At 71.3% G+C, this 25,153-nt stretch carries 26 protein-coding genes and 1 tRNA gene; 11 read left to right on the forward strand and 16 right to left on the reverse strand.

Annotated features, from left to right (window positions below):
* Positions 1-59: 59 nt before the first annotated feature.
* Positions 60-548, forward strand: coding sequence for an SMI1/KNR4 family protein (locus ABD332_RS09755; protein ID WP_344501483.1), 489 nt, complete (start codon positions 60-62; stop codon positions 546-548).
* A 15-nt stretch (positions 549-563) separates the two neighbouring features.
* Here ABD332_RS09755 and ABD332_RS09760 read toward each other — a convergent pair whose 3' ends face one another.
* Positions 564-1,313 (reverse strand): tyrosine-protein phosphatase, encoded by a 750-nt coding sequence (locus tag ABD332_RS09760; protein ID WP_344501484.1) that lies wholly within the window; start codon positions 1,311-1,313, stop codon positions 564-566.
* On the reverse strand, positions 1,310-2,998 hold the full coding sequence (locus ABD332_RS09765) for a serine/threonine protein kinase (RefSeq protein ID WP_344501485.1): 1,689 nt from the start codon (positions 2,996-2,998) through the stop codon (positions 1,310-1,312). Before ABD332_RS09765 ends, ABD332_RS09760 begins: the two co-directional genes overlap by 4 nt.
* Before the next feature lie 119 nt (positions 2,999-3,117).
* Here ABD332_RS09765 and ABD332_RS09770 point away from each other — a divergent pair, with 119 nt between their 5' ends.
* Together ABD332_RS09770 and ABD332_RS09775 are read left to right on the forward strand one after the other, a co-directional pair.
* The gene (locus tag ABD332_RS09770) at positions 3,118-4,344 is read left to right on the forward strand and encodes a GNAT family N-acetyltransferase (protein WP_344501486.1); all 1,227 of its coding nucleotides are present in this window, start codon (positions 3,118-3,120) and stop codon (positions 4,342-4,344) included.
* A 664-nt stretch (positions 4,345-5,008) separates the two neighbouring features.
* Positions 5,009-5,431, forward strand: a complete 423-nt coding sequence (locus tag ABD332_RS09775; protein ID WP_344501487.1) for a hypothetical protein — start codon at positions 5,009-5,011, stop codon at positions 5,429-5,431.
* A gap of 284 nt (positions 5,432-5,715) precedes the next feature.
* On the opposite strand, the gene ABD332_RS09780 is transcribed toward ABD332_RS09775, so the two are convergent.
* From ABD332_RS09780 to ABD332_RS09800, 5 genes are all read right to left on the reverse strand, one after another.
* Entirely contained in the window at positions 5,716-6,189 is a 474-nt protein-coding gene (locus tag ABD332_RS09780) for a ribose-5-phosphate isomerase (protein ID WP_344501488.1), read from the reverse strand.
* 13 nt (positions 6,190-6,202) lie between these two features.
* Entirely contained in the window at positions 6,203-6,391 is a 189-nt protein-coding gene (locus ABD332_RS09785) for a hypothetical protein (RefSeq protein WP_344501489.1), read from the reverse strand.
* A 56-nt stretch (positions 6,392-6,447) separates the two neighbouring features.
* On the reverse strand, positions 6,448-7,614 hold the full coding sequence (locus ABD332_RS09790; RefSeq protein WP_344501490.1) for a DUF1015 family protein: 1,167 nt from the start codon (positions 7,612-7,614) through the stop codon (positions 6,448-6,450).
* Positions 7,615-7,631: 17 nt separating this feature from the next.
* Positions 7,632-7,808: a hypothetical protein gene (locus ABD332_RS09795; protein ID WP_344501491.1), complete on the reverse strand. Its 177-nt coding sequence runs from the start codon at positions 7,806-7,808 to the stop codon at positions 7,632-7,634.
* 170 nt (positions 7,809-7,978) lie between these two features.
* Positions 7,979-8,383: an ATP-binding protein gene (locus ABD332_RS09800; protein WP_344501492.1), complete on the reverse strand. Its 405-nt coding sequence runs from the start codon at positions 8,381-8,383 to the stop codon at positions 7,979-7,981.
* A 151-nt stretch (positions 8,384-8,534) separates the two neighbouring features.
* Here ABD332_RS09800 and ABD332_RS09805 point away from each other — a divergent pair, with 151 nt between their 5' ends.
* Positions 8,535-9,467 (forward strand): cation diffusion facilitator family transporter, encoded by a 933-nt coding sequence (locus ABD332_RS09805; RefSeq protein ID WP_344501493.1) that lies wholly within the window; start codon positions 8,535-8,537, stop codon positions 9,465-9,467.
* On the opposite strand, the gene ABD332_RS09810 is transcribed toward ABD332_RS09805, so the two are convergent.
* The 3 genes from ABD332_RS09810 to ABD332_RS09820 are packed head-to-tail and all read right to left on the reverse strand — an operon-like array spanning position 9,435 to position 10,786.
* Positions 9,435-9,752 (reverse strand): DUF3817 domain-containing protein, encoded by a 318-nt coding sequence (locus ABD332_RS09810; protein WP_344501899.1) that lies wholly within the window; start codon positions 9,750-9,752, stop codon positions 9,435-9,437. The two genes, ABD332_RS09805 and ABD332_RS09810, sit on opposite strands and share 33 nt — an antisense overlap.
* Before the next feature lie 13 nt (positions 9,753-9,765).
* Entirely contained in the window at positions 9,766-10,131 is a 366-nt protein-coding gene (locus ABD332_RS09815; protein ID WP_344501494.1) for a hypothetical protein, read from the reverse strand.
* 25 nt (positions 10,132-10,156) lie between these two features.
* Positions 10,157-10,786 carry a mycothiol-dependent nitroreductase Rv2466c family protein gene (locus ABD332_RS09820; protein WP_344501495.1) on the reverse strand — a complete coding sequence of 210 codons (630 nt, stop codon included), beginning with the start codon at positions 10,784-10,786 and terminating at the stop codon, positions 10,157-10,159.
* Between the two features lie 160 nt (positions 10,787-10,946).
* Here ABD332_RS09820 and pepN point away from each other — a divergent pair, with 160 nt between their 5' ends.
* A complete protein-coding gene (pepN, locus tag ABD332_RS09825; protein ID WP_344501900.1) occupies positions 10,947-13,538 on the forward strand; it encodes an aminopeptidase N in 2,592 nt (863 codons plus the stop codon).
* Between the two features lie 308 nt (positions 13,539-13,846).
* Here pepN and ABD332_RS09830 read toward each other — a convergent pair whose 3' ends face one another.
* Both ABD332_RS09830 and ctaJ read right to left on the reverse strand, forming a co-directional pair.
* Positions 13,847-14,251 carry a DUF5130 family protein gene (locus tag ABD332_RS09830; RefSeq protein WP_344501496.1) on the reverse strand — a complete coding sequence of 135 codons (405 nt, stop codon included), beginning with the start codon at positions 14,249-14,251 and terminating at the stop codon, positions 13,847-13,849.
* Positions 14,238-14,540, reverse strand: coding sequence for an aa3-type cytochrome oxidase subunit CtaJ (gene ctaJ / locus ABD332_RS09835; protein WP_344501497.1), 303 nt, complete (start codon positions 14,538-14,540; stop codon positions 14,238-14,240). The genes ABD332_RS09830 and ctaJ overlap by 14 nt, the downstream gene beginning before the upstream one ends.
* Before the next feature lie 116 nt (positions 14,541-14,656).
* Between ctaJ and kynU the strand changes: the two genes are divergently transcribed.
* The gene (gene kynU / locus ABD332_RS09840) at positions 14,657-15,892 is read left to right on the forward strand and encodes a kynureninase (protein ID WP_344501498.1); all 1,236 of its coding nucleotides are present in this window, start codon (positions 14,657-14,659) and stop codon (positions 15,890-15,892) included.
* 5 nt (positions 15,893-15,897) lie between these two features.
* Here the strand turns inward: kynU and ABD332_RS09845 are convergent, their stop codons facing one another.
* Positions 15,898-16,440, reverse strand: a complete 543-nt coding sequence (locus ABD332_RS09845; protein ID WP_344501499.1) for an HNH endonuclease — start codon at positions 16,438-16,440, stop codon at positions 15,898-15,900.
* Positions 16,441-16,651: 211 nt separating this feature from the next.
* Here ABD332_RS09845 and ABD332_RS09850 point away from each other — a divergent pair, with 211 nt between their 5' ends.
* The 5 genes from ABD332_RS09850 to ABD332_RS09870 all read left to right on the forward strand — a co-directional run bounded on the left by ABD332_RS09850 (position 16,652) and on the right by ABD332_RS09870 (position 22,332).
* Positions 16,652-17,677 (forward strand): mechanosensitive ion channel family protein, encoded by a 1,026-nt coding sequence (locus ABD332_RS09850; RefSeq protein WP_486303840.1) that lies wholly within the window; start codon positions 16,652-16,654, stop codon positions 17,675-17,677.
* A gap of 233 nt (positions 17,678-17,910) precedes the next feature.
* Complete coding sequence (locus tag ABD332_RS09855) at positions 17,911-19,500, forward strand: MFS transporter (protein WP_344501501.1); 1,590 nt, start codon at positions 17,911-17,913, stop codon at positions 19,498-19,500.
* Positions 19,497-19,907: a globin gene (locus ABD332_RS09860; RefSeq protein ID WP_344501502.1), complete on the forward strand. Its 411-nt coding sequence runs from the start codon at positions 19,497-19,499 to the stop codon at positions 19,905-19,907. The genes ABD332_RS09855 and ABD332_RS09860 overlap by 4 nt, the downstream gene beginning before the upstream one ends.
* Before the next feature lie 75 nt (positions 19,908-19,982).
* A complete protein-coding gene (locus ABD332_RS09865) occupies positions 19,983-21,236 on the forward strand; it encodes a delta-60 repeat domain-containing protein (RefSeq protein WP_344501503.1) in 1,254 nt (417 codons plus the stop codon).
* A 166-nt stretch (positions 21,237-21,402) separates the two neighbouring features.
* Positions 21,403-22,332: a hypothetical protein gene (locus ABD332_RS09870; protein ID WP_344501504.1), complete on the forward strand. Its 930-nt coding sequence runs from the start codon at positions 21,403-21,405 to the stop codon at positions 22,330-22,332.
* Positions 22,333-22,380: 48 nt separating this feature from the next.
* On the opposite strand, the gene ABD332_RS09875 is transcribed toward ABD332_RS09870, so the two are convergent.
* The 3 genes from ABD332_RS09875 to ABD332_RS09885 all read right to left on the reverse strand — a co-directional run bounded on the left by ABD332_RS09875 (position 22,381) and on the right by ABD332_RS09885 (position 24,917).
* A tRNA-His gene (locus ABD332_RS09875) sits at positions 22,381-22,456 on the reverse strand.
* Between the two features lie 53 nt (positions 22,457-22,509).
* Complete coding sequence (gene orn / locus ABD332_RS09880) at positions 22,510-23,127, reverse strand: oligoribonuclease (protein ID WP_425552165.1); 618 nt, start codon at positions 23,125-23,127, stop codon at positions 22,510-22,512.
* A 59-nt stretch (positions 23,128-23,186) separates the two neighbouring features.
* Positions 23,187-24,917: a hypothetical protein gene (locus ABD332_RS09885; RefSeq protein WP_344501506.1), complete on the reverse strand. Its 1,731-nt coding sequence runs from the start codon at positions 24,915-24,917 to the stop codon at positions 23,187-23,189.
* Between the last annotated feature and the right edge of the window lie 236 nt (positions 24,918-25,153).

The following is a 25,153-nucleotide window of genomic DNA, read 5'->3' on the forward strand; positions in this document are numbered from 1 at the left end:
GTCGCCCGCCGATGCGTGTTCGCGGAGTACCTCTGTTCGCCTGCCTAGGATCTCCGCTCGTGGACATCGCAACACTGCTGCGGGAGATCGGGTCGCGGGCCGGATGCCGGGTGTTCCCGCCGTCCGGCCCGATCCGGATCGAGCCGCACCACACCGCACCGCGGGACGTCATCGACTTCTATGCCGCATGCGGCGGCGCGGAACTGTTCGCCGACGAGTTCCACGGCGCGCTGATCCTGCCTCCGGACCGGGTCGTCAAGGCCAACCCGGCAATCGTTCGGGAGGAGTTCCCGGACGACCCGTCGGACGCCTGGTATCTCATCGCCAAGACCAACGACAGCTCGTATTCGTACATCTCCGCCGATTTCGGCGACATTCACAGTGGCCGCTGCTACGACAGTTCCTGGGACCAGCACGGCATCGTCGGGTCCATGGATGTCGTGGCGAGCAGCTTCACGGACCTGCTCGAGTGGATGCTGCGCGCCGAAGGGCGGGCGCTGCACTGGGACGACCCGTCGTTCCCGCGGCTGGGCGACGCCTACGACTGAGCGGGCCGGGACGGTTCAGGCGACCAGCGCGGCGCGCAGGGCGGACAGGTCGTCGTCCTTCAGCCCGTACGTGTGGGCCCAGTCCTGGATCGAGCCCCAGCGGTCCTTCACCAGCTCCAGCGTCCGCAGCATCATCGTCGCCTCGGGGGTCCAGTCCAGGACGGAGGCGGGGCGGGGCGGGAGGCCGAGGCGGTCGACGACGACCGAGACGCGCTCGTGGATGCGCGGCATCGCGGCGGCCGTGGCGGCGTAGTCGGCGGCGATGACCTCGTCTGGGACGCCCAGGAGGCCGAGGACCACCGCGGCCAGCACGCCGGTGCGGTCGCAGCCGGCCTCGCAGTGGAAGACGGCCGGCAGGGTCGAGGAGGTGGACAGGAGGCGGACCGTGGAGGCGAGGACGTCGCCCTTCTCGGTAAGCATCGCAACGTAGTGGCCCACGAGGTCGGCGGCGCCGCTGACGTCGGCGATCGGGGCGGAGACGTAGTCGACGGGGGCGGTCTCGACGAACCCGCGGCCCAGGTGGGCCACCTCGTACTCGCCGCGCAGGTCGATGACGGTGGCGACGCGCAGGTCCTTCAGGAGGTGGGTGGCGTCGGCGCCGGTGGCGTAGGCGAGGGAGTCGCTGCGGAAGAGGCGGCCGGGGCGGACCGCGCCGCCGGCGGCGGGCAGGCCGCCGAGGTCCCGGAAGTTGATCAGGCCTTCCAGGGTGTGGGTGGTGCGGCGGCGCCGCCAGCGTCTCCCCCGGCCGGGCTGCCAGCGCCTCACCCGGACAGGCCCGTCAGCCAGGTCCAGAACTGCATGAACCAGCCGACCTCGCGCAGGTAGGCGACGCCCGCCCCGGCCAGGAAGAGGCCGGTGAGCGCGTGGGCGCCCTTCGCGCTGCGGCGGATCCGGCCGAAGCGCTGCTCCAGGACGAGCCGGCCAACGAGCCGGGTGAGGGTGAACACACCCGCGGCGACGGCGAGGACGACCAAGAACGCGATGAAGGGGCCGCTGAGGCTGCCGTCGCTGTCCAGCGCCCAGAGGCCCCAGCAGATGAACGCGATGAACGCGCCGGTGCCGGTCAGCTCCCAGCCGATCTTGAGGGTGCGGGCGCGCTCGCCGGGCTCCGGCCGGTACATGGGGCGCTCGATCTCGGGATCGGAGGGCATCATGCCGGTCGGGTCGGGCGCCGGCCGGTGCACGACCTTGGCCCGGCCGCGCATCTGCGGCACGCCGGCATCGGAGACGGCGACGCCGGTCGCGCCGGGCGACACCGGTACACCGGACACAGGCGGTGCGGAGACAGGCGGTGCGGAAACGGGCGGCGCGGTGTAGAACGCGGTCGGGGCCGAGGAGCCGGCGCGAAGGGCGACCAGCTCCCGCTCCAGGCGTTCGATGCGCTGGTACGCGTCGGTCTCGGTGCCCGTGACGGACGGCCTGGCCCGGCCGACGGCCCGCGACGTCTCCGACGCCTCCGGCTCGACCCAGTCGCAGCCGACGTCGGGCAGCCCGGACCGGCGCACCAGCTCCGCCAGGTGGGCCAGCCACGACGGCAGCTCACGGGTGTCCGGGCGCTCCGCCGGGCGGTCGGCGAGCGGCGCGTGCAGGTGGTCCCGCAGGGCCGGGATGCGCTCCAGCAGCGGGTGGCGCCGCAGCACGTTCCACTGCGGCGGCGAGGCCTCGTGCGGGTTGCGCTGGTCGGTGCGGCCGTCGACCCGCGGATACGCACCGGTGACCATGAAGTAGGCGACCGCGCCGTAGCCGTGCACGTCGTACGCGGGACCGACGTACTTCACGCCGCCGAACGCCTCCGGGCCGCCGGACTCCGGGGTGTAGGCGATCTGGGTGATCTCCTCCTCGCGGAAGTACCGGGCGCCGGTGAAGTCGATCAGGCGCACCTCGCCGGTCGCGAGGACCATGAGGTTGGACGGCTTGACGTCCATGTGCAGGACGGCCGTCGCGCCGGATTGCTGCGGGTAGTGCAGCGCCTGCAGCACCGACCCGAGCGTCTTGAGCGCGCCGACGGCGTTGAGCCGGCGGCCACCGGGCGCCATGCCGGCCCGCTGCGCGATGTACTCGCGCAGGTTGACCCCGTGCAGGTAGTCGTAGACCTGGTACGGCACGGCGTCACCCGGCGCCGGCCGCTCCCCCGGACGGTGCGGTGGCGGCCCGTAGAAGCCGTCGGCGCGCCGGCAGATGCCGCCGACACCCCGGTTGTTGAGGTCCATGAGGGCGGCGTCGCCCTTGTCCCACGAGCGCAGCTCGTCGGCGATCGGCCGCTGCGGGTCGATCCGGAAGACCTTCACGGTCATCGGCGCCGACGTCACCCCGCCGCAGATGCGCACCGCGCGATAGACGTCCGCCTGACCGCCCGAGCCCAGATGGGCGACGAGCCGATAGCGCTGGAACGTCTCGGGCAAAGGGCTCGCCGGACCACATACCAGGTCCAGCAACGCACCCTGCGTCATCGTGCGACTCCCCCCAGACAGACTTCCGCCCCCGGATACTTGCCGTCGGTCACTTCCGAGAGTAACCACGCCACGAAATCGGTCGCGCTCAGTGGAGGTCACGAGGTAGACACGACTGCGTGACCGGATACACGCTGCGCGCCGCGACACCCGCCGACCTTCCCGCCATGCGCGAGGTGATCCGGTCCAACTTCAACGGGCTCGGCGCCCCCGACCCGGGCAGCAAGCTCCACCTGGTGCTCGACCTGGCGCGGTACCTGCTGACGGAGTCGGACGGGCGGATCGTCGGCACCGCCGGCGCGCTCACCCGCGACCTCGCCGTGCCGGGTGCCGTGATCCCCGCCGCCCACGTGACCGCGGTGACCGTCTCCCCCGTGCACACCCGCCAGGGCCTGCTGCGCCGCATGATGACCGAGCAGCTCACCACCGTGCCGGAGGCGGTCGCGGTGCTGTGGGCGTCGGAGGGGCGCATCTACCAGCGGTTCGGCTACGGCCTCGCGTCGCAGAACGTCACCATCCGCGCCGACCGCCGTGAGGTCGCGATCCGCGGCACCATCGGCACCGGCGCGGGGCACCTGCGCGGCGCGGCGCCCACCGAGGTGCTCAAGGAGCTGTCCGAGGTGTACGCCCGGTCGCTCGCCGGCCGGCCCGGCCTGTCGTCCCGCAGCGACGCCTGGTGGACGTTCCTCACCACCGACCTGGAGTCCGAGCGCGACGGGCACACGGCGACGCGTGCCGTGCTGTTCGAGAACGCGGACGGGGTCGTCGACGGGTACACCCGCTACCGCGTCCGCAGCCAGTGGGACGACAACGGCCCGAAGGGCGAGGTCAACGTCGTGGAGCTGGTCGCCGCGACGCCCCACGCCTACGCCGCGCTGTGGCGCTTCCTGCTCGGCGTCGACCTCACCCGCACCGTCGTCATGGGCCTCTCCAGCGTCGACGAGCCGATCTTCCACATGGTCGACGAGCCCCGCCGCCTGGCCGGCAAGGTCGGCGACGGCCTGTGGCTGCGGATCGTGGACCTCCCCCGGGCGCTGACCTCCCGCAAGTACGCCGCCCCCGTCGACGTCGTCATCGAGGTCACCGACGCCCTCCTGCCGGCGAACGCGGGCCGCTGGCGCCTGCGCGCCGGCGCCGGAGGCGCCCTGGTCAACTGCTCCCCCACCGACGCCCCCGCCGACCTCACCTGCGACATCCTCGAGCTCGGCGCCGCATACCTCGGCGGCACGACCCTCGGCACGCTCGCCGCCACCGGCCGCGTCCAGGAGCACCGCCCCGGCGCGGTCGCCGCGGCGAGCACCGCCTTCGGCTGGCACGTCGCCCCCGTATCGATCGAGATCTTCTGATCCCTCTGCTCCGGGCCCCGGAACGGGTAGGGTCTGTGCTGTGGGTGGGATCCAGCGCCGGCGGCGCCGCATGCGGCATCACCAACCGGTGACCACCGACGCCCAGCCACCCGCCATGGACGACCTGGACCCCGCCGCCGACACCGCTCCCGATGCGTCTGCGGCCGATGTACGACCAGCTGCCGCCACCCCCTCCGACGCCCCGCCGGCGGACATGCCTGCGGCGGAGCCGACGACGACGGAAGCAGCGGTGACGGAAGCGGCGACGGCTGGGCCGACAACGGCGGAAGCGGCGACGGCGGCCAAGCCCCACGCGCCCGTGCCCCGGCCGCCGATCCACCCCCCGGTCAGCACCCAGCCGACCTCCGGCCCGCCGGCCGCCGCCGCTCAGCCCGCCGTCTCCCCGGCAGATCTCGCATCGGCCGGCCGCTCCTCCGGCAGCGGCCAGGACGCCCCCTCACCCCCGCTACCGCTCGGCGCTCCTCCGCTGCCCGGCAGCCCTTCACATGGGGCGGGACCGAGCGCCACGCCTCCGCAAGGGGCGGGCGCGGCACCCTCGCCGAGCGTCCTGCCTCCGCAGGGAGCGGGACCGAGCGCCGCTTCACCGCAAGGACCAGCGCCCGCGCCGAGCGCCACGCCTTCACAAGGACCCGAAGGCACGCCTGTGCCGAGCGTCGCCCCGACCAGCCCGGCCCCGCCGAGCCCGGCCCAGCTCGCGGAGCTGTCGGGCGCGTTCGCCATGACCGCGAACGTCCACGACCCCGAAACCGCGGACACCGACCCCCACCACCACGCCGACCGGCACCCCGGCAACCCCAGGGACGACCAGGACCGCGACCACGACCACCACCACGACACCCACCACCATCACCACCACCACGACGAGGTGGTCTCCGAACGCGGCCTACGCGGCCTCGTCGGCGGCGGCGCGTCCCAGGTGAGCGTCTCCGCCGCCATGCGCGCCCGCGACGCCGCCCGCCCCACCGACGACGACCTGGCCGCCGCCGAGCGCGACCTGCAGATCATCCGCCGCGGCTGGGTCCCCCGCGAAGAACTGACCCGCCCCGGCCACCGCCCCCGCACCTGACCGGCCGGCCCCAACGACACGCAACACAGACGTTGGTCAATGCGCAGGTTGCGGCCCTCCACACAATGGACGGCGCACGGCCACCCCACCCGCCGACAGGGCGCAGCACAGACGTTGGTCAATGCGCAGGTTTGCGGCTTTTGTCCCATAGACAGTGCGCGATCCACCCCCGTTTCAGAGATCGAATTGGGGGTGGATCGCGCAGCGTCGATTCGGAAAAGGGGCATTTCAGGGCATTGACCAACGTCTGTACAAGAGCAGAGCAGCGCAGGGCAGAGCGGCTGTCAGGACTCGGGCAGGGGTGGCAGGACGCGGGTGGTGTCGTAGTCCAGGACCTGCGCGATCCGGCGGGCGTGCCGCTCGTTGCCGGAGAAGGACGTGGACAGGAACGCTGTCACGAGGGCGGTGGCCTCGTCGAGCGTGTGCTGGCGGGCGCCGACGGCCACGATGTTGGCGTCGTTGTGCTCGCGGCCGAGGCGGGCGGTGTCCAGGTTCCAGGCCAGGGCGGCCCTGACCCCGAGGACCTTGTTGGCCGCGATCTGCTCCCCGTTGCCCGAGCCGCCGATGACGACGCCGAGGCTGCCGGGGTCGGCGACGACGCGGGCGCCGGTGTGGAAGCAGAAGGCCGGGTAGTCGTCGTCGGGGTCGAACTTCGCCGGGCCGACGTCGACGACCTCGTAACCCTGCAGCTGCAGGGCGCCGACCAGGTGCACTTTCAGCTCATAGCCGGCATGGTCCGAACCAAGATAGACGCGCATACCGGGAAGTCTGTCAGAACTGGATCAGGCCCAGGCAGGAACCCACCACCAGGGCGAAACCGACGAAGAGCAGCCCGGACACCCATCCGGCGGTGGCGCCACCGGTGAGGCCCCAGTGCCGCCGCCGGTCCCAGACGAGGGCGGCGGCGGCGAAGGCGCCGATACCGAAGGCGGCGACCATCGCCGCGATGAAGATCTGCATGTGCACACCCCAGGCCGTAGACGAAGCGGCCTAGTGTCTACCACGATCGGGTGAAGCTACGACAGTTGGGCGACGACCAGCCCGGCGCGTGCTTTCGGGGTGAACCAGGTGCTCTTGCGGGGCATCTTCTGCCGGGCGAGGTTGACCGCGACGAAGTCGTCGACGGTGACGGGGGCGATGAGCACGGCCAGCTCGGCGCGGCCCGCGTCCACCTCGTCACGCAGCCACGACGCGGGATAGTCGCCGCCGACGTACGTGATGCGCTTGTCGCCCGGGTCGAGGCCGAGGGTCTCGGCGAAGAGCCGGCGCTCGACGAGGGCGTGGTCGAGGTTGTCGATGACGCCGCCGTCCGCGTCGCGGGGAAGCTCGACGGACCAGGCGCCGTCCCGCGTGTACAGGTGGACGCGCCCACCGGAGGCCGGCACCTCGGCGGCGTCCAGCGCGGTACCGCCGAACGACACGCCGCCGGGGAGCTCGGAGACCAGGCGGTTGTAGGGCTGGATCGCCACCGACTCGGGCGTGGTGACCACGGCGAGGAAGCGCGGGTAGCCCGCGGTCTGCGCGGCGAGGCTGCGGTGGTTGCCGTCGGCGACGACGAGCTCACCGCCGCCGGCCAGCGCCAGGAGCCGGTCGCGGGTCGTGCCGGCGCCGACGGCCCAGATCTCGTGGCTGCGGCCGGCGGGGTCGATGTCGGTGACCGCGGGGCTGCCGGCGTGGGTGACGGCCTGGGCGATGGCCGCGTGCAGCGCCTCGCCGTGCGCGGTCTGCAGCAGGAGCACCGGCGACAGCAGGTGCTGGGTGGCCTCGGCGAGGGCGACCCGCTCGCGGACCTTCTCGATGAAGACGTCCTCGTTGCGGATCACGGCGCCGGGCTCGTCGGCGCTGGTGGAGATCTGGTCGGTGGCGACCATGCACCACAGGCCGTAGGCCCGGGCGCCGTCGGGCGACGTGATCCGGTACAGCACGACCACGTCGTCGGCTGCGGTGTAGTGCCCGGCGTCCTTGGCAGCCTGGAGGCGGCTCACGGCGTCGGGAAGACTGTCGGTGAAGGAGCGGTCGACATTGTCCGGCGCCCGGTGGGGCATCTCGATGGCGAGCGCGCTGGACGGGTTGGCCGCGATGATCGCGGTGATCTCCGCGTCGTCGGCGAACTCGTCGTAATTCTGCGCGCCGGTGCCTCCGGCGGACAGCCAGGCGTGGGCGATCGGGTACGCAACCGTCATGAACGAAACGGTATAGCTCAGACATCCCGCGGGGAGGTGCGGGGGACGGTGCGTCCCGCGATGGTGGACGCGCTGACCACGACCGGTGGAGCCAGCAGCGCGATGACGTCGTCGGGCAGGTCGGGCAGCTCCTGCTTCCAGGCGCGTTCCTGCACCGTCCAGCGGGTCTCGACGGGGATGGTCGGCGTGGTCATGATGTTGAGCCCTCCGGCTTCGTTGGGTGACGTTGCACACTGCGCAACGGTGCCCAGATGCGCCGGAGTCGCACCGGCTGTGCGGCTCCATTGCAGACCCGCTCGCCGATCGACGGCATGGTTCCGTCCAGAAAATCACCAGGATGAGCAGGAGCGATCAAAGGGTGAGGTCAGGCGGTCGCCGGGGTCACCCTCGTCAGCATCTTCACGATCCGCAGCGCCACCCCGTGCGGCTGGTGGCGGCGCAGCTCGACCATGTCCGCGAGGGCGTGGATGATCCGCAGCCCGCGGCCGTTCTCCGCGATGTCGGGATCCGCGGACGGCTCGGACTCCGGGGAGGCGGCGGCGACGTCGGACATCCCGATCCCCTCGTCGACGACGTCGATGACGCAGCGGTCCTCGTGGATCGTGACGGTGACCTGGTAGTCGGCGCCGGCGTGCTCTACAGCGTTGGCACAGGCCTCCCCGACGGCGAGTCCGATGTCGTCGCGGCAGTCCCGGGTGACGGAGAACACGCCCAGCGCGGCGTCGAGAACGCGGCGGGTCAGCGGGACGGTGGACCGATCGCGTGGCAAAGAGAGTGTCAGCTGGATTTCCATGCCCACGGACCAGCCCTCCTTCATCGCACTGCAACGTCGTACTGATTAGATGCCCCGGCTCACGGCGACAGAAACGGGCGCCGCAACCGCTGCCGTCATATAGCGAAGCACGCATAAGATGGCTGGCATGGGGCACGACCACGATCACGACCACCACCACGCCCCGTCGGCCGACGCCGACCGGCGGCTGCTGAGTGTCGCGCTGGCGCTGATCACCGGCTTCATGGCGGTCGAGGTGACCGTCGGCGTCATGGTCGACTCGCTGGTGCTGCTGTCCGACGCGGCGCACATGCTGTCGGACGCCGCGGCGATCGCCCTCGCCCTGTTCGCGACCCGGCTGGCGGCGCGGCCGCCCTCGGGCGGGTTCACGTTCGGGCTGAAGCGCGCCGAGATCCTCTCCGCGCAGGCAAACGGACTGACCCTGCTCCTGCTGGCCGTCTGGATCGGCTACGAGTCGGTGGTCCGGCTGGCGCACCCGCCGTCGGTGGGCGGCGGCGCGGTCCTGGTCACCGCCCTGGCGGGCGCCGCCGTCAACCTGCTGGTGGTGTGGATCCTCCGCCGGGCCGACCGCTCCAGCCTCAACGTCGAGGGCGCGTTCCAGCACGTACTGACGGACCTGTTCGCCTTCGTCGCGGCGGCCGTGGCCGGTCTGGTCGTGCTGCTCACCGGCTTCCACCGGGCCGACGCGATCGCCTCGCTGGTGGTGGCGGCGCTGATGGTGCGCTCAGGGCTCGGGCTGGTCCGCGAGTCGGGCCGGATCTTCCTGGAGGCCGCGCCGGCCGGGCTGGACCCGGCGGCGCTCGGCCGCGAGCTGGTCGGCGTGCCGGGCGTGGTCGAGCTGCACGACCTGCACGTCTGGCAGGTCACCTCCGGCTATCCGGCGCTGTCCGCGCACGTGCTGGTGGCGCCGTCGGGCGACTGCCACGCGGTGCGCGAGGCGATCGAGGAGCGGCTCCGGGAGCGGTACGCGATCGAGCACACGACGCTGCAGGTCGACCACACGCTCGACACCGAGCACTGCGCCGACTCACACGGCGCTTCCTACAAGGGGTCGGGCTGACTGGACCCGGCGGGTCACGACCCGCTCGGCCACGAACGACAGGAACGGCACCGTGCCGGCCAGCAGCACCAGCAGGGTGAAGCCGAGCTTGAACTTCGCGCGGCGGGCCAGGTCGGCGGCGAGCACCAGGTAGGCCATGTAGAGGAAGCCGTGCGCGGGGCCGACGAGCGCCACGATCGTCTCCTCGTCGGCGGCGTACTTCAGTACGGTGCCGACGGTGAGCACGACCAGCAGCACGCCGACGATCCAGGCGATGATCCGGAAGCGCACGAGCGCGTTGTTCAAGGGCACGGGAACCTCATCCTGGGAAGTCGCCGGGGCGGCGGTCGGGATTGGCGGCGAGCCAGGCCAGCATGCGGTTGTACTCGGCGAGCTCTGGATCATCGTCGGCGGTGGCGGGCCTGGGCGCGGGCCGTGCGGCCCTGGGGCGCAGCGGCTCCTGGGTCTTCACGGGCCTCGGCCCGAGGACGTCCCGGACGGCCCGCACCCACAGAAACACCACAAAAAGCGCAAACAGCGGCCACTGTACGGTGTAAGCCCAGCTCAGCATGTTGCCGGCGGCCGCCCGCTGATACTGCCAGCGACCGGCGACCAGGCACACGGCCACCCCGGCGAGTGCCAGGACGTGCCAGAGCACCCACCGAGGAGTCAGGAACCGCCGCACAGGTAGGCAGCCTACCGCTTCCGCATCAGTCGAAGACCGGCCCCACGTCGCGGGTCCGCTTGATCTCGTAGAAGCCGGGCGTGCCGGCGACCAGGAGCGTGCCGTCCCACAGCCGGCCGGCGGCCTCACCCTTCGGCGCCGGCGTGACGACCGGGCCGAAGAACGCGATCAGCTTGCCGTCCTCGCCCGGCACGTGGATGACGGGCGTGCCGACGTCCATGCCGACCGGGTTCATGCCGGCGAAGTGACTCTCCCGCAGCTGCTCGTCGAACTCGGTGGAGTCCGCGTACCCGGCGAGCTGCGCCGGCAGGCCGGCCTCGACGAGCGCGGCCTCGTACAGCTCCGGGCCGAGCTCCTGCTTCTCGTGGTGGATCCGGGTGCCGAGCGCCGTGTACAGCGGGCGGAGCACGTCGTTGCCGAACTTCTGCTCGGCGGCGATCGCCAACCGGACCGGCCCCCAACCCTTGGCCAGACCCTCTTTGTATCGGTCCGGCAGATCGTCGCGACCCTCGTTGAGGATCGACAGACTCATGACATGAAACCGCACGTCAACTGGGCGAACCTGCTCCACGTGGAGCAGCCAGCGGGAGGTGATCCAGGCCCACGGGCACCGCGGGTCGAACCACATGTCTGCGATGATGCGCTCTTCTGCCATTGGCGGCGACACCTCACTCGAAAAGGCCCTACAGCAACGCTACTGAAAGAGTCGGGAATCCGATTCGATCCTTACGTCCTGTGGGTCTCGGGTGCCAGGCGAGCTTGGGGTGACCTGAGCCACTCCTCCGGTGTCCGCCATGGACGTGGAAGACTCTGAGATGGCGCCGTCGACGGGGACGGCCACAGCGAACGACAGGAGACGACACGTGGCCGGTGTACGCAACCTACGCCAGGTTGAGGCGGTCGACCGGGCCCGCCTGCTCGACGTTGCGGCGTACGACATCAGTCTCGACCTGACGGACGGCGCCGGCTACCCAGGTGAGGGCACGTTCCGCACGACCACCGAGGTGCGCTTCTCGTGCACCGAGCCGGGTGCGGAGACCTTCATCGAGCTGGCCGTCACGGAGGTGCTCAGCGCGACGCTCAACGGCGCCGTCGTGGACACGTCCGCGTGGTCCCCGCAGACCGGGCTGCGCCTGCCCGGCCTCGCCGCCACGAACATCCTCATCGTCGAGGCGATGGGCACCTACTCGACGACCGGCCAGGGGCTGCACCGCAGCGTCGACCCGGTCGACAAGGAGGTGTACCTGTACAGCCAGTTCGAGACGACCGACGCGCAGCGGGTCTATGCCTGCTTCGACCAGCCCGACCTGAAGGCCAGCTTCACGTTCCACGTGACGGCGCCGGCGCACTGGCGGGTCATCTCCAACATGGCGCCGGAGCGGCGCGACGGCCTCACCGTGCACTTCCCGCCCACGCCGCGGATGAGCACCTACGTGACGGCGATCTGCGCCGGTCCCTACCACGAGGTCCGCGACAGCCACGACGGGATCGACCTGGGCGTGTTCTGCCGCCAGTCGATGAAGCAGTACCTGGACGCCGACGACATCCTGCTGATCACCAAGCAGGGCTTCGACTTCTTCCACCAGGAGTTCGGCATCCGGTATCCGCTGCCGAAGTACGACCAGGTGTACTCGCCGGAGTTCAACGCGGGCGCGATGGAGAACTTCGGCTGCGTCGTGCACGCCGAGCAGCACTACATCTTCCGCTCCCCCGTCACCGACTTCGAGTACGAGCAGCGCGCCAACACGATCCTGCACGAGCTCGCCCACATGTGGTTCGGCGACCTCGTCACCATGCGCTGGTGGGACGACCTGTGGCTCAACGAGTCGTTCGCGGAGTGGGCCAGCCACTGGTGCAACACCCGCGCGACCCGCTTCACCGACGCGTGGACGACGTTCCTGTCCATCCGCAAGAACTGGGGCTACCGGCAGGACCAGCTGTCCTCCACCCACCCCGTCTACTGCGAGATGCCCGACGTCGAGGCGGTCGAGGTCAACTTCGACGGCATCACTTACGCCAAGGGCGCGAGCGTCGTCAAGCAGCTCGTCGCGTACGTGGGGATCGAGGCCTTCACGACCGGCCTCCGCGCGTACTTCCAGCAGCACCAGTGGGGCAACGCCACGTTCGACGACCTGCTGTCGGCCCTGGAGACCGCCTCCGGCAAGGAGCTGCGCAAGTTCGCCGCGCAGTGGCTGGAGACCGCGCAGGTCAACACCCTGCGCCCCGAGCTGACCATCGCCGCCGACGGCACGTATGAGCAGGTCGTCGTCGTGCAGGAGGCGCCCGCCGCCTACCCGACGCTGCGCACCCACCGCATCGGCATCGGCCTGTACGACGTGACCGACGCCGGCCTGATCCGCCGCGAGCTGGTCGAGGCCGACGTCGACGGCGAGCGCACCGAGATCACCACCCTCGCCGGCCGCCCCGCCGCCGACGTCCTGCTGCTCAACGACGACGACCTCACGTACGCGAAGCTGCGCCTGGACCCGCGCTCGATGGACACCGTCGCCGACCACATCCTGGGCATGGACAACTCCCTGGCCCGGGCGCTGGTCTGGACCGCGGCGTGGGACATGGTCCGCGACGCCGAGCTCGCCGTGCGCGACTACATCAAGCTGGTCGCTTCGGGCCTGCCCGCCGAGCGCGACATCAACCTGGTCACCGCGACCATCCGGCAGGCGCAGTCGGCGCTCGTCTTCTACGCCGACCCCGCCTGGGCCCCGGAGGGCTGGCGCGTCCTCGCCGCCACCGCCCGGGTCGCCCTCCGCAACGCCGAGCCCGGCAGCGGCTTCCAGCTCGCCTGGGCCCGCTCGTTCGCCGCGGCCGCCCGTACCCCCGAAGACCTCGCGGTGCTGACGGGCTGGCTGGACGGCGTCGACGTCCCCTCCGGTCTCACCATCCAGGCGGACCTGCGCTGGGGCATCCTGCACGCCCTCATCGCCAACGGCGCGGCCGACCCGGCCCAGATCGAGACCGAGCTCGACCGCGACCGCACCGCCAGCGGCGAGCGCCAGGCCGCTCTCGCCCGCGCCCTCGTCCCGACCGCCGAGGCGAAGACCGAGACCTGGCGCCGCCTGGTCGAGGACCACCACCTGCCGAACTGGCTGCAGCGGTCGCTGCTGCAGGGCTTCCAGCACTCGGCGCAGGTGTCCCTCACCGCACCGTTCCTGCCCGCGTTCTTCGACGCCCTGACGACCGTCTGGGAGAACCGCGACTCGGAGCCGGCCGCCGAGTTCGTCGAGCTCGGCTACCCGTCGTTCCAGGTCAGCGAGGACACGGTCGCCCGCACGGAGGCGTGGCTCGCCGAGCCCGGCCGGCCCGCGCCGCTGCGCCGCCTGGTCGGCGAGGGCCGCGACGGCATCGTCCGCGCCCTGAAGGCCCGCGCCAAGGACGCCGCCGCCGACTGACCCGCTCCCCCCGCCCCGTGATCCGGAAGACTTTGTGTCGCCCTGACAGCGCAAGGTCTTCCGGATCACGGGGCAAACGCGAGCGCCTGCGAGCCGCGAAGGCTGGGCTGAATTCCGTGATCCGGAAGACTTTGTGTCGCCCTGACAGCACAAAGTCTTCCGGATCATTGGCAGCGGCGGCCTCGGGGCTTATTGCCCGTGATCCGGAAGAGTTTGGGTCGGGCTGACAGACGCGTGGAAGGGCGGAAAACGCCGAACGCGCGGCGGATCCTCTGAAAGAGGGCCCGCCGCGCGTGTGTAAGCAGCGGTCAGTGGCGGCCGGCGTGGTCGGCGAGCTGGGACAGGCCGGCGACCAGGCCGGCGGCGAGGTCGCCGCCGCCGAAGGCGGCCGCCATGGACAGGGCGGCCAGCTTGGCCGCGCGGTCCGGGAGGCGGCGGCGCGCCTCGCCGCCGGTGATGATCTCAAGGATGCGCTGGTTGGGCGACACCGCGATGAGCACGGAGTGCGGCGGGTCGGCGAGCTGGCCGTGCAGCTGCTCGGCGTGGCCGCGGACGGGCTCGTCGAGGTCGCCGACGTAGATGCTGAAGGTGAGGCCGGTCGAGGAGTCGGCCAGGCGCAGCGCCTCGTCGAGGCGCAGCAGCTGGCGCGTGGTGAACGGCCCGTTGAGGACGTCGGGCTGGCCCTTCAGGCCAGCTCCGTTACCACCGGTCACTTGCGCCTCCCATGGCGTGCGGCTGCGCCCGGTCGCCGGACCACTCGGTCACGGCCGGCGCACCCGCGGTCAGCTCGGCCCGCCGCGCGCCGGTGAGCTCGCGGGCCTTGGCCGCCTGCGTCACCTGCTCGGGCACGGACAGGAACCAGACCGGCGTGAACTCGAACGGCCGGCCCGGCCGGTAGCGCCGGGCGCGCCGGGCACCGCCGGCGTAGTTGGCGCCCGCGATGAGCACGATGACCACGGCCGGGATGCCGGCGAAGATCAGCGTCGTCTCGATGATGGACAAGCTCAACGCCCCCAGGCGTCGAAGGGACTAAAAGACCGGCTTCACGTTAGCGGTCCACGATGACCAGCGCGTTGCCGGGGGTCTTGCCGATCTTCGCAGACGATACCGTCGGGGCCATGGACCTCAGCCGCCAGTATGCCGAAACGCGTGACGCACAGGACCCGATCGGTCACTTCCGCGCGCGTTTCCACATCGCCGACGAGCAGCTCGTGTACTTCGACGGCAACTCGCTCGGCCGGCTTCCGCTCACGACGCGTGACCGGCTGCGTGACGCGGTCGACCGGGAGTGGGGCGGCGAGCTCGTCCGCGGCTGGGACAGGTGGATCGACCTGGCCGGACAGGCCGGTGACGTGATCGCCGAGGGGGTGCTGGGCGTCGACCAGGGCGAGGTCGTCCTGTCCGACTCGTCCAGCGTCAACCTGTACAAGCTGGCCTCCGCGGCGCTGGACGCGAACCCCGGCAGACGCGTCATCGTGACCGACGACGACAACTTCCCCACCGACCGTTACGTGCTGGAGGGCCTGGCGTCGGCGCGGGGCCTCGAGCTGCGGGTCGTGCCGACCGACATCGACGAGGGCATCGACCCGGCGCGGGTCGCCCGGGCGCTGGACGACGACGTGGCGCTGGTGTGCCTGTCGCACGTGGCATACCGGTCGGGTGCGATCGCCGACATGGTGGCGATCACCACTGCCGCGCACCGGGTGGGGGCCCTCACACTGTGGGATCTGTGCCACTCCGCCGGTTCGGTGCCGGTGCCGCTGCGGGAGTCGGGGGCGGACCTGGCGGTCGGGTGCACGTACAAGTACCTCAACGCGGGGCCCGGCGCTCCGGCGTTCCTGTACGTGCGGCGCGACCTGCAGCAGCGGCTGCGGCAGCCGATCTGGGGCTGGTTCGGCCAGCGGGACCAGTTCGCCATGGGCGCCGGCTACGACCCGGTCGAGTCGATCGGGCGCTTCCAGGTCGGCACGCCACCGATCCTCGGTGGATACGCCGCGCTGGAGGGCGCCAGGATCACCGCCGAGGCCGGCATCCGGAGCCTGTACGACAAGAGCGCCGAGCTCACCTCGTACGCCATCCGACTCAGCGACGGGCTGACGCTGGCCTCCCCCGTGGATCCGGCACGGAGGGGCTCGCACGTGACCTTCCACCACCCGCAGGCGTGGCAGATCTGCCAGGCGCTGAAGGCGGCCGGGGTCGTCCCCGACTTCCGGACCCCGGAGCGGCTACGGATCGGGCTGGCGCCGCTCTACACCCGCTTCGTGGACGTGTGGGAGGGCATGGCGCGGCTGCGCGACATCCTGACCAGCGGCTCCTACCGTGAGTTCGCAGCAGCCGCCGGCCGGGTGACGTGATGCGGTCAGGCGGCGAGCTGCTGGCTGTCCATCGGCATGTCGAGCCAGTCGGCCCAGCGCGGGTCGGGGGTGCGGTGACCGAGGACCCGCCACGCGACGCCCTTGGGCGCATGCGGGCTGGCAAGCAAACGCCAGCCGAGTTCGGCTGGCGTTTTGTCACCTTTGGTGTGGTTGCAGCGGGCGCAGGCGGCGACCACGTTGTCCCAGGCGTGCCGCCCGCCACGGCTGCGTGGCATCACGTGGTCGATGGTCTCGGCCGGGCCGCGGCAGTAGGCGCACCGCCAGCCGTCGCGGGCGAAGATGCCCCGGCGCGACAGGCCTATGTGCGTGCGGTACGGAACTCGCACGTAGCGCGTGAGCCTGACCACGGAAGGCACGGGAAGCTCGTTCATCGCACTGTGCAGGATGCCCTCACCGTCAGCGACGCAGACCGCCTTCGAAGTGAGGACCAGGATGGTGGCACGTCTGACAGACACGACACACAGCGGCTCGTAGGTGGCATTCAAAACCAGCGCACCCGATACTCGTGCGGGTCGTATGTCAGGCATCGCCGTCCCCCTAGTGCGTGAAGGAAACTCCCTGGAGAAGGTCTGTATGGCGGGCCACCGAGGTGGGGGTCCGTGCGCTAATCGTCCCTGATAGATCCTCGGATTGCACGTACTATTTGCGGCCGGCGAGTGAACCTTCGCCCACCGCACCGAGTGTTTGTGTGGACTTCCCCCGGTTCGCACCGTTTGCAAGGAGTGCTTGTTGAGCAGCGTGCTCGCCCTCGCGCCAACCCCGGCGCCCGCGCCCGATCCCACTCCGAGCTGCTCAGACAACGGGTTCTGCGAGTTCGTCTACGAGCAGACGAAGATCACCTGGTTGGCCGAGAGCAGCTACTGGGTGCTGGTCAAGCCGCTGACCATCGTGCTGATCATCGTCCTCGCGTTCCTGGTCCGCTGGGTGATCCACCGGGCGATCGACCGCCTCATCAGGCACACGGTCTCGGACAACGAGACCGGCGGCTCGCTGCTGCGCCCGCTGCGCCGGCGGCTGCCCAACGCACTGACCGCGCCGTGGGAGCGGCGCAACCAGCGGGCCCGGGCGCTCGGCTCGGTGCTGCGCAGCATCGCCTCGGCGGTCGTGTTCAGCATCGCGGCCATGCTGGTGCTCGGTGAGATCGGCCTCAACCTGGGGCCGCTGCTGGCCAGCGCCGGGATCGCCGGCCTGGCGATCGGCTTCGGCGCGCAGAACCTGGTGAAGGACTTCATCGCCGGCCTGTTCATGCTCCTGGAGGACCAGTACGGCATCGGGGACGTGGTCGACATCGGCGAGACCGTGGGCACCGTCGAGGCGGTCGGCCTGCGGATCACCACGATCCGGGACGCGGGCGGCGTCGTCTGGTACGTGCGCAACGGCGAGATCGTCCGGGTCGGCAACAAGAGCCAGGGCTGGGCCGTGGTGAACATCGACGTGCCGGTCGGGTTCGTCGCGGTCGACCAGGCCACCGCGGTGCTGCGCGAGGCTGCCACGACGGTCGCGGAGGACCCCGACTTCGTCGACGACTTCATCGACCCGCCCACCGTGCTGGGGGTCGAGCAGCTCACGGTCGAGGGCGCCGTGCTGCGCACGACCGTCAAGACGTCGACCGAGGCGCAGTGGCGCGTCGGCCGGGAGCTGCGGCGACGGCTCACCGAGGCCCTGGAGAAGGCCGGGATCACGGCGCAGATCAACGCCTCGCGCATGTTCATCCGCCCGCCTGCGGACGGCGGCCCCGACGGCGGCCCGGGCGGACCGACCTGACTCTGACCATACCGATGGTTTTGCCCGATCTTGCGGTCACTTGCGGCCAGCCCACTGGGTAGGGTCGCGCATCGGGTGGCTAGTCGGTTATCGTCCGTTCGTTCAGGTGCATCGCTGCACAGTGTCCCGGTCCGGCGTCGTTCGACCCCTCTCGACGCCGACAAAGGCCGGCTCGGCCGCGCCCGCGAACGCTCGACGCCGCTGTCGTGACCGATGGAAAGGGGGCTCCACCGGTGTCTGATCCCGACGAGTCCGCCGAACGCCCGGCCGGCGCCTGGGAGGTGCTGGCCGACCGCGAGTACCGTGCGGTGTTCACCGCCAGCGCACTGTCCTGGTTCGGCGACAGCGCCGCCCGGGCGGCCGTCATCGCGCTGGTCTACCAGCGCACGGAGTCACCGATCGCGTCGGCGGCGGCGTTCGCGATCAGCTACCTGCCGTGGCTCGGCATCGGCGCGGTGCTGTCGGCGATCACCGAGCGGCACTCGTACCGCAAGATCATGATCCTGTCGGACCTGATCCGGATGGGCATCATGACCGCGCTCGCGGTCTTCGGCGGCCTGCCGGTCGGCGCCCTGATCGGCCTGCTGTTCATCAGCGCGCTGCTGAGCCCCCCGTTCGACAGCGCCCGCTCCGCCCTGCTGCCGCGCATCCTGCAGGGTGAGCGGTACGTCACCGCGCTGACCCTGCAGCGCACGTCCGGCCAGTTCGCGCTCATCGCCGGGTATGCGGTGGGCGCCGCGCTGACCGCCGTAGACGCCCGGTACGCGCTGCTGCTCAACGCCGCCAGCTTCGGCCTCTCCGCCCTCCTGGTGGCGGTCCGGGTGCAGGAGCGCACGCCGAGCCTCACCGCCGACAAGCGCACCAACCTGCTGCGGGAGAGCGCCGAGGGCTACACGGTCGTGTTCCGCTCGCCGGTGATGCGCTCGATCGCGCTCATCGTCTTCTGCGGGGTCTGCTTCGGCGTCGTGCCCGAGGGTCTCGCCGCGGCCTGGTCAGCCGACCTCGCCGGCGGCCCCAACGCCGTCTACCTCGGCACGATCATGGTCGCCGCGGCGGTCGGCTTCGTCGCCGGCAGCATCGTGATGACCTGGCTGGTCAAGCCGCAGCGCCGAAACGCCTTCATCCGGCCGTTCTCCCTGCTCACGCCCCTGGCGCTGGTGCCGGCGCTGTTCGACCTCAACATCTACGGGGTCCTCGCGATGACCCTGATCTCCGGCGCCGCCCTGTCGGGGACCCTGCCGGCCACCAACGGGCTGTTCGTGCAGGTGTTGCCGCCGGCGTACCGGGCGCGCGCGTTCGGCGTGATGCAGAGTGGCGTGCACCTCATCCAGGGCGGCTCGATCCTCTTCACGGGCTGGCTCGCCACCCACAACCCGCTGCCGCAGGTGGTCGGCTACTTCGCGATCGCGGGCGTGGTCGTGATGGCGGTCATCGTCGCCACCTGGCCGGCCCACGCCACGATCGCCGACGCCGTCGCCGCCAACAAGGTCCAGGTCGCGGCCGACGCGCACGCCGCCAGCCCCGGCGGCGACGAGGACTTCGGCGAGGTCACCATCGACCTCGGCCGCGCGCCGCTCGCGGCCCGCCGCTCGCGCCCGTCGCCCGGTCCGGCACAGCGCCGGACGCCCAGTGCCGAATCCAGGGCCGAATCCAGGGCCGAATCCAGCGCCGACCCCGACGCCGCGGAGCGCGGCCCGGCGCAGCGCCGGATGCCGGTCTCCGACCCGGAGGAGCGCACGGTCGACCTCAGCGAGCGCACGACGGACCTCGGTGCGCTCCCGCCGCGCTCGTTGAGCCGCGGTCGCGGCATAGTTGACGGGTGACGTCCTCCCCGAACTTCTACGAGCTCGTCGGCGGCGAGCCGACGTTCCGCAAGCTGGTCGACGAGTTCTATGCCGGCGTGGCCGACGACCCGATCCTGCGACCGCTGTATCCGGAAGAGGACCTGGGGCCGGCGAACGAACGGTTCCGCCTCTTCCTGATCCAGTACTGGGGCGGCCCCAGCACCTATTCGGAGGCCCGTGGCCACCCCCGGCTGCGGATGCGGCACGCGCCGTTCGTGATCGGCCCGGCCGAGCGCGACGCGTGGCTGCGGCAGATGCGGCGGGCGGTCGACGCGATCGCCCTGGAGCCCGAGGCCGAGGCCGTGCTGTGGGAGTACCTGGAGCGCGCCGCGCACTTCATGGTCAACGCCCCTGAGGACGGCCATATCGGACACATCGTGTCTTAGGTAACTTTCCTTCGTTAGTGGGGTATGCGCCCCATGTTGGGCGCTTCCCCTGGCACTGACGAAGGAGCCGCACGTATGCGCCGACGATTGATCGCCGCCGCCGCTACCGCACTGGCCGCGCTCGCGGTCGCGATCCCCGCCTCGGCGGCGCTGAACCACGCCACGACCGTGTCGACGAACCCCGCCGACAACACGCCGAACGTCCTGGACGGCGAGGTGCGCGCGTTCGCGCTCGTCGGGGACGTCGTCGTGGTGGGCGGCGACTTCACCACCGTCGTCCCGGCCGGGAAGAGCGCGAAGCTCAAGCGCAAGAACATCTTCGCGTACCGGGTGGCCACCGGCGAGATCCTGCCGTTCGCGCCGGAGGCCGACGACGCGGTCCTCACGCTCGCCGCCGGGCCAAACAACACCGTCTACGCCGGCGGCGCGTTCAAGAAGATCGGCGGCGGTGCGCAGCGTGGCCTCGCGCAGCTCAGCCTCGCCGACGGCAAGCGGGTGCCGGCGTTCACCGGTGAGATCAACTGGGGCGACCTGCGCAGCCTCGTCACGTACGGGCCGTGGCTCTTCGCCGCCGGCTCGTTCTCCTCCATCGGCGGCCAGAAGCGGGCCGGGCTGGCCCGTCTCAACGCCACCAGCGGCCTCGCCGACACGACGTTCGACGCCAGGCTCGCCGCGCCGAACCTGACCCGGGTCAAGCTCGAGGACCTGGCCATCAGCCCCGACGGCAACCGGCTCGCCGCCGTGGGCGCCGTGGAGCAGGCGTTCGGCCAGTACCGCGCCCAGCTGGTCGTCATCGAGAACGCGTCGAACTCGGCCCGGCTCGCCGACTGGTACACCGACGTCTACACCAAGCCGTGCCGCGCCGGCTTCGAGACCTACCTGCGGGGCGTCGACTTCGACCCGACCGGCACCTACGCCACGGTCGTCACGACCGGCCGCAAGTGGGGCGACCACCTCATGTGCGACACCGCCGCCCGCTTCGACCTGCGCGGCACCGGCCTGCACAAGCCGATCTGGACCAACTGGACCGGCGGCGACTCGCTGTACTCCGTCGCCGACACCGGCGCGGCCGTGTACGTCGGCGGCCACCAGCGCTGGATGGACAACCCGTTCGGCAAGGAGACCGCCGGCAAGGGCGCGGTCAGCCGGCCCGGTATCGCCGCGATCAGCCCGGTGAGCGGCAAGGCCACCTCGTTCAACCCCAAGCGGGAGCCGCGGGGCGTCGGCGCCAGGGCGCTGCTCGCGACCCCGTACGGCCTCCTGGTCGGCTCCGACACGGAGAAGATCGGCGGCGAATGGCACGCCAGGCTGGCGATGCTCCCCTTGTAGACGTATCTGGTTCGCACGGCCCCCGTCTTGTTGGACGGGGGCCGTTTTCGTGTGTACGCGTGGTCACACTCTCCGCGACGACCAGTCGAATGTCGGACACGCGTCGGTGCACGCGGCTACGGCGGCGAATAGTTTTGAGGAGCATGGATGCGAAGGGACGGAACCAATGGCATCGCAGGGCTATCGCGACTGGATCAGAGCCGGCCGGCCGTACACCCTGATCCGCCCGGCACGAGCGGTCCAGGCGGCGCTGCTCAAGCACGGCATCACCGTCTGGGACTTCCCGGACGAGGGCCACCAGAAGGCAGAGCCGCCCGAGGACCACACGCCCTACTCGACGACGGGCTTCCCGGGCCAGAACCAGCGCTGGAACGCCCGCGGCCTGGACATCATGCCGCGCTCGGACTCCAAGGCGCACCGCAAGGAAAACGCCGACATCGCCCGTCAGATGATCCGCGACCGCGACGCCGGCGTGCCGGGCGCCATGTGGATCAAGTACATCAACTGGACCGACGAGGACGGCGCCTGCCGCCAAGAGCGGTGGACGAGCAGGAGCAACCAGTTCCAGCGGACCACCCGGTCCTCGACCGACAGCGGACACGTGCACGTCTCGGGCCGGTCCGACGCCGACAACGACGCCCGAGCCGACGGCTACGACCCACTCGCCCGCATGCGCGGTATGACAGGAGACGACATGAACCTCGGCGACCGGATCACGATCCCGCTGTACGAGGCGCCCGACGGCGTTCCGCTGCCGACCGGGCCCGAGACGCTCGACGTGGCGACGATCCTCGGTGGCGCCCACCGCCGGGCGTACATCGCCATGCACCTCGCCCAGCAGGCCCGTGACGAGGCCCGGGCCGCGTCCGTGGCGGACGCGCAGCGGGACCAGGCGGCGATCGCCGCCATCCAGGCGCTGACCGCGATCATCCAGGCCGGCGGCGGGACCGTCGACACCGCGCCGATCCTCGCCGAGATCCGCGCGGTCCGCGAGGAGACCCATGCCGAGGTGACCCGGCTGCAGGAGGAGATCAACGCGCTGAAGGCGCAGAACGAGTCGCTCGCCACGGCCCTGGCGGCCGCGAACAAGGACTGAAAACAGTTCGGCCCCGGTCCTTCCGGACCGGGGCCGAACTGTCCTACATGGGGTGACTGATGGGATTTGAACCCACGACACCCGGGACCACAACCCGGTGCTCTGCCAACTGAGCTACAGCCACCATGAACGTGCTCGCCAATAATAGGGCATGAGCACGGGCATACGTCGACTGGGTTAGCGCGCGCCGGTGTCGGTTTCCCGGCTCAACTCCGCCCCGATCGCCTTCGCCGCCTCCACGTCCGGCCCCGGCAGCGGCACGAACAGCGTCCGGCGGTAGTACTCGAGCTCCCGGATGCTCTCCCGGATGTCCGCAAGCGCCCGGTGGGCGAGGCCCTTCGGCGGCTGGCCGAAGTACACCCGCGGGTACCACCGGCGGCACAGCTCCTTGATCGAGGACACGTCGATCATCCGGTAGTGCAGGTGGTTGTCGAGCCGCGGCATGTCCCGCGCCAGGAACCCCCGATCGGTGGCGATCGAGTTGCCACACAGCGGCGCGGTGCGCGGATCGGGCACGTGGGCCGTGATGTAGTCCATGACGAGGTCCTCCGCCTCCGCCACGGTGACCGCCGACGCCCGCACCGCGTCGGTGAGCCCCGACTTGGCGTGCATGTCGCGCACCACGTCGAGCATGCCGTCCAGCAGCGCGTCCTCCGCGTGGATCACCACGTCGACGCCCTCGCCCAGCACGTTGAGATCCGGGTCCGTGACCAGCGCCGCCACTTCGATCAGCGCGTCCTTCCCCAGATCGAGCCCCGTCATCTCACAGTCGATCCAGACCAAAAGATCACCCACGCCCCACAGCCTAGTGTTCATCTGGCCGACTTCTCACACTCCACATCTCCTCGTTACCTTTATCCTTCGGTCCAGACCCGCCGAACGTGGTGCGGCTCACGTTCCGCCGGGGAACCGTCACCGCGAGGTGGCCGCCTCTTCCTGCCCTCCACCGCGACCGGCGCCCAGGTGAACTGCAGCTCGATCGGCGGCAGCTTCGGCAGCGGCGGCAGCGCCAGGGGCCCCGGGGCGTCGTCGTCGAGCGCCTCCGCCGGAGCGGGGCGGTCCAGTTCGGTCTCCGCGAGGCACTCCTCAGCAGCGGTCCGACGCTTTGTCCGCGGCGTCTCCTGTACAGCGGCCGCCGCATCCGGGGCGTCTTCGCCGTCGGCCGCCGCTTCCTGCCGCGCCTCACCCTCGGGCTCCGTGGCCTGGGCCGCCGGGTCGTCGACCGGCTTGTCCGTCACCACGACGCCGATCACGGTGGTCTGGCGGTCGGCCTCGTCCGTCTGGCTCGCCACCGCGACCGCGACAACCGGGACGTCCCCGCTCTGCTCCGCCGCGGCCGCCTTGCCGGTCTCGGTTTCGGTTGCCTTGTCGGCCTCTGGGGTTTCGCTGGGTTCGTTCGCCTCGCCGGTTTCCGGCATGTCGCGGTTCTTCGGCACGACGGGGTTGAGCAGGGCGGCGATCGGCTCCGACAGCGTCGACAGGTTGCGGCGCAGGCCCGCCCGGCTCTTCGTCGGCTGCGACGGCAGCGTCGGCAGCACGAGCCGCTCCTCCGCGCGCCGCGGCGGCCAGGCGAGGACCAGCAACGCCAGCAGGAACCCGGCCGCCCCGAGCATGAGCAGCCCACCGGCCGTCGGCCCGATCCACGCCGGCGCCAGCCGCGCCGTCACCGTCGCGTCAATGCCGGCGGTGCCGTCCGCGTTCATGACCACGAGCGCCAGGTGCCGCCCCCGCAACGCCGACGGCGACCAGGACAGCTCCGCCGCCCCACCGGCCGTGACGCTCTTCGCCAGCCAGAACGTCTGCTCCCCCGGCGTCCCGCTGCCCACGTTCGGGTTCCCGGCCGCGCCGCCGCTCGTCACGGCGTTCGGGTCGCTCACGTTCGGGTCGGCGGCGGTCGCGCCGGGGACCTCGGACCCCGCCGTGCCGGGCGCTGTCACACCGGGACCCGCCACGGCCGGCCCTGTGGCACCGGGCTCGACGTCACCGGGACCTTCGGCACCAGGCGCCGCGGTGCCGGTCTCGCCGGCACTGGGCTCTCCGGCGCCAGGACCTTCGGTGCCGGGGACGGTCGCGTCGGGGGTCACCGCGCCAGGAACCGCGGGCCCCGTCATCGCCGGGTCGCTCGCGCCGCCCTGCGCCTGCCCGGCCTGGGACCCGGCGGTGCCGGGCTTCCCGGCCTTCGCCGCGGCCGCCCGGGTCTCGAACTCCGTGAACTCGACCGGCAACGGCCCCCGCGCCAGCCGCACCCGGTCGATCCGGGCCTGCACCTTGCCGTCGAGGTACTGCCCCACCGCCGCTTCCGGAGCCAGCCCGATGAACAGGGGGCCGCTGGAGCCGACCGCCGACAGGCTGAGCGTCGTCTGCCCACCCCGCGCGAACGGCGCATCGGCTCGCAGCAACGCGTCGACGTCAGGCACCACCACCGCGCGCCCCCCGGAACGCAACCGCTCCAACCGCGCCGTGAACGTGTCATCCCCCGCACGATGCTCCATGGCCACCCAGAGTCCGCCCCCAGCCAGCCCCAGCGGCACCGCGATGAGCAGCAACAGCGCGCCGACACCTGCCCGAACCAGACGCACGACCATGGCAGCGGCCCCTTCCCCCAGCAATCCGAAGCTGACAATACCGCCAAAAAACCCGCGAATTACCTTCTTTCGCTGCAAACCCACCAGGCGGCGCCGAATTACCCCGCCCATGCACAAAGATCCCGATCCACCGCCCTGACCAGCACCTCCCCACACCAGAGCAGGCCGTCGATCCCCACCCTGTCCCGCGCCAGCCACCACCGCACCGTGCCCCCGCCCCCACCACCGCGGCGCCC

Source organism: Dactylosporangium maewongense (assembly GCF_039531485.1).
Classification (GTDB): Bacteria; Actinomycetota; Actinomycetes; order Mycobacteriales; family Micromonosporaceae; genus Dactylosporangium; species Dactylosporangium maewongense.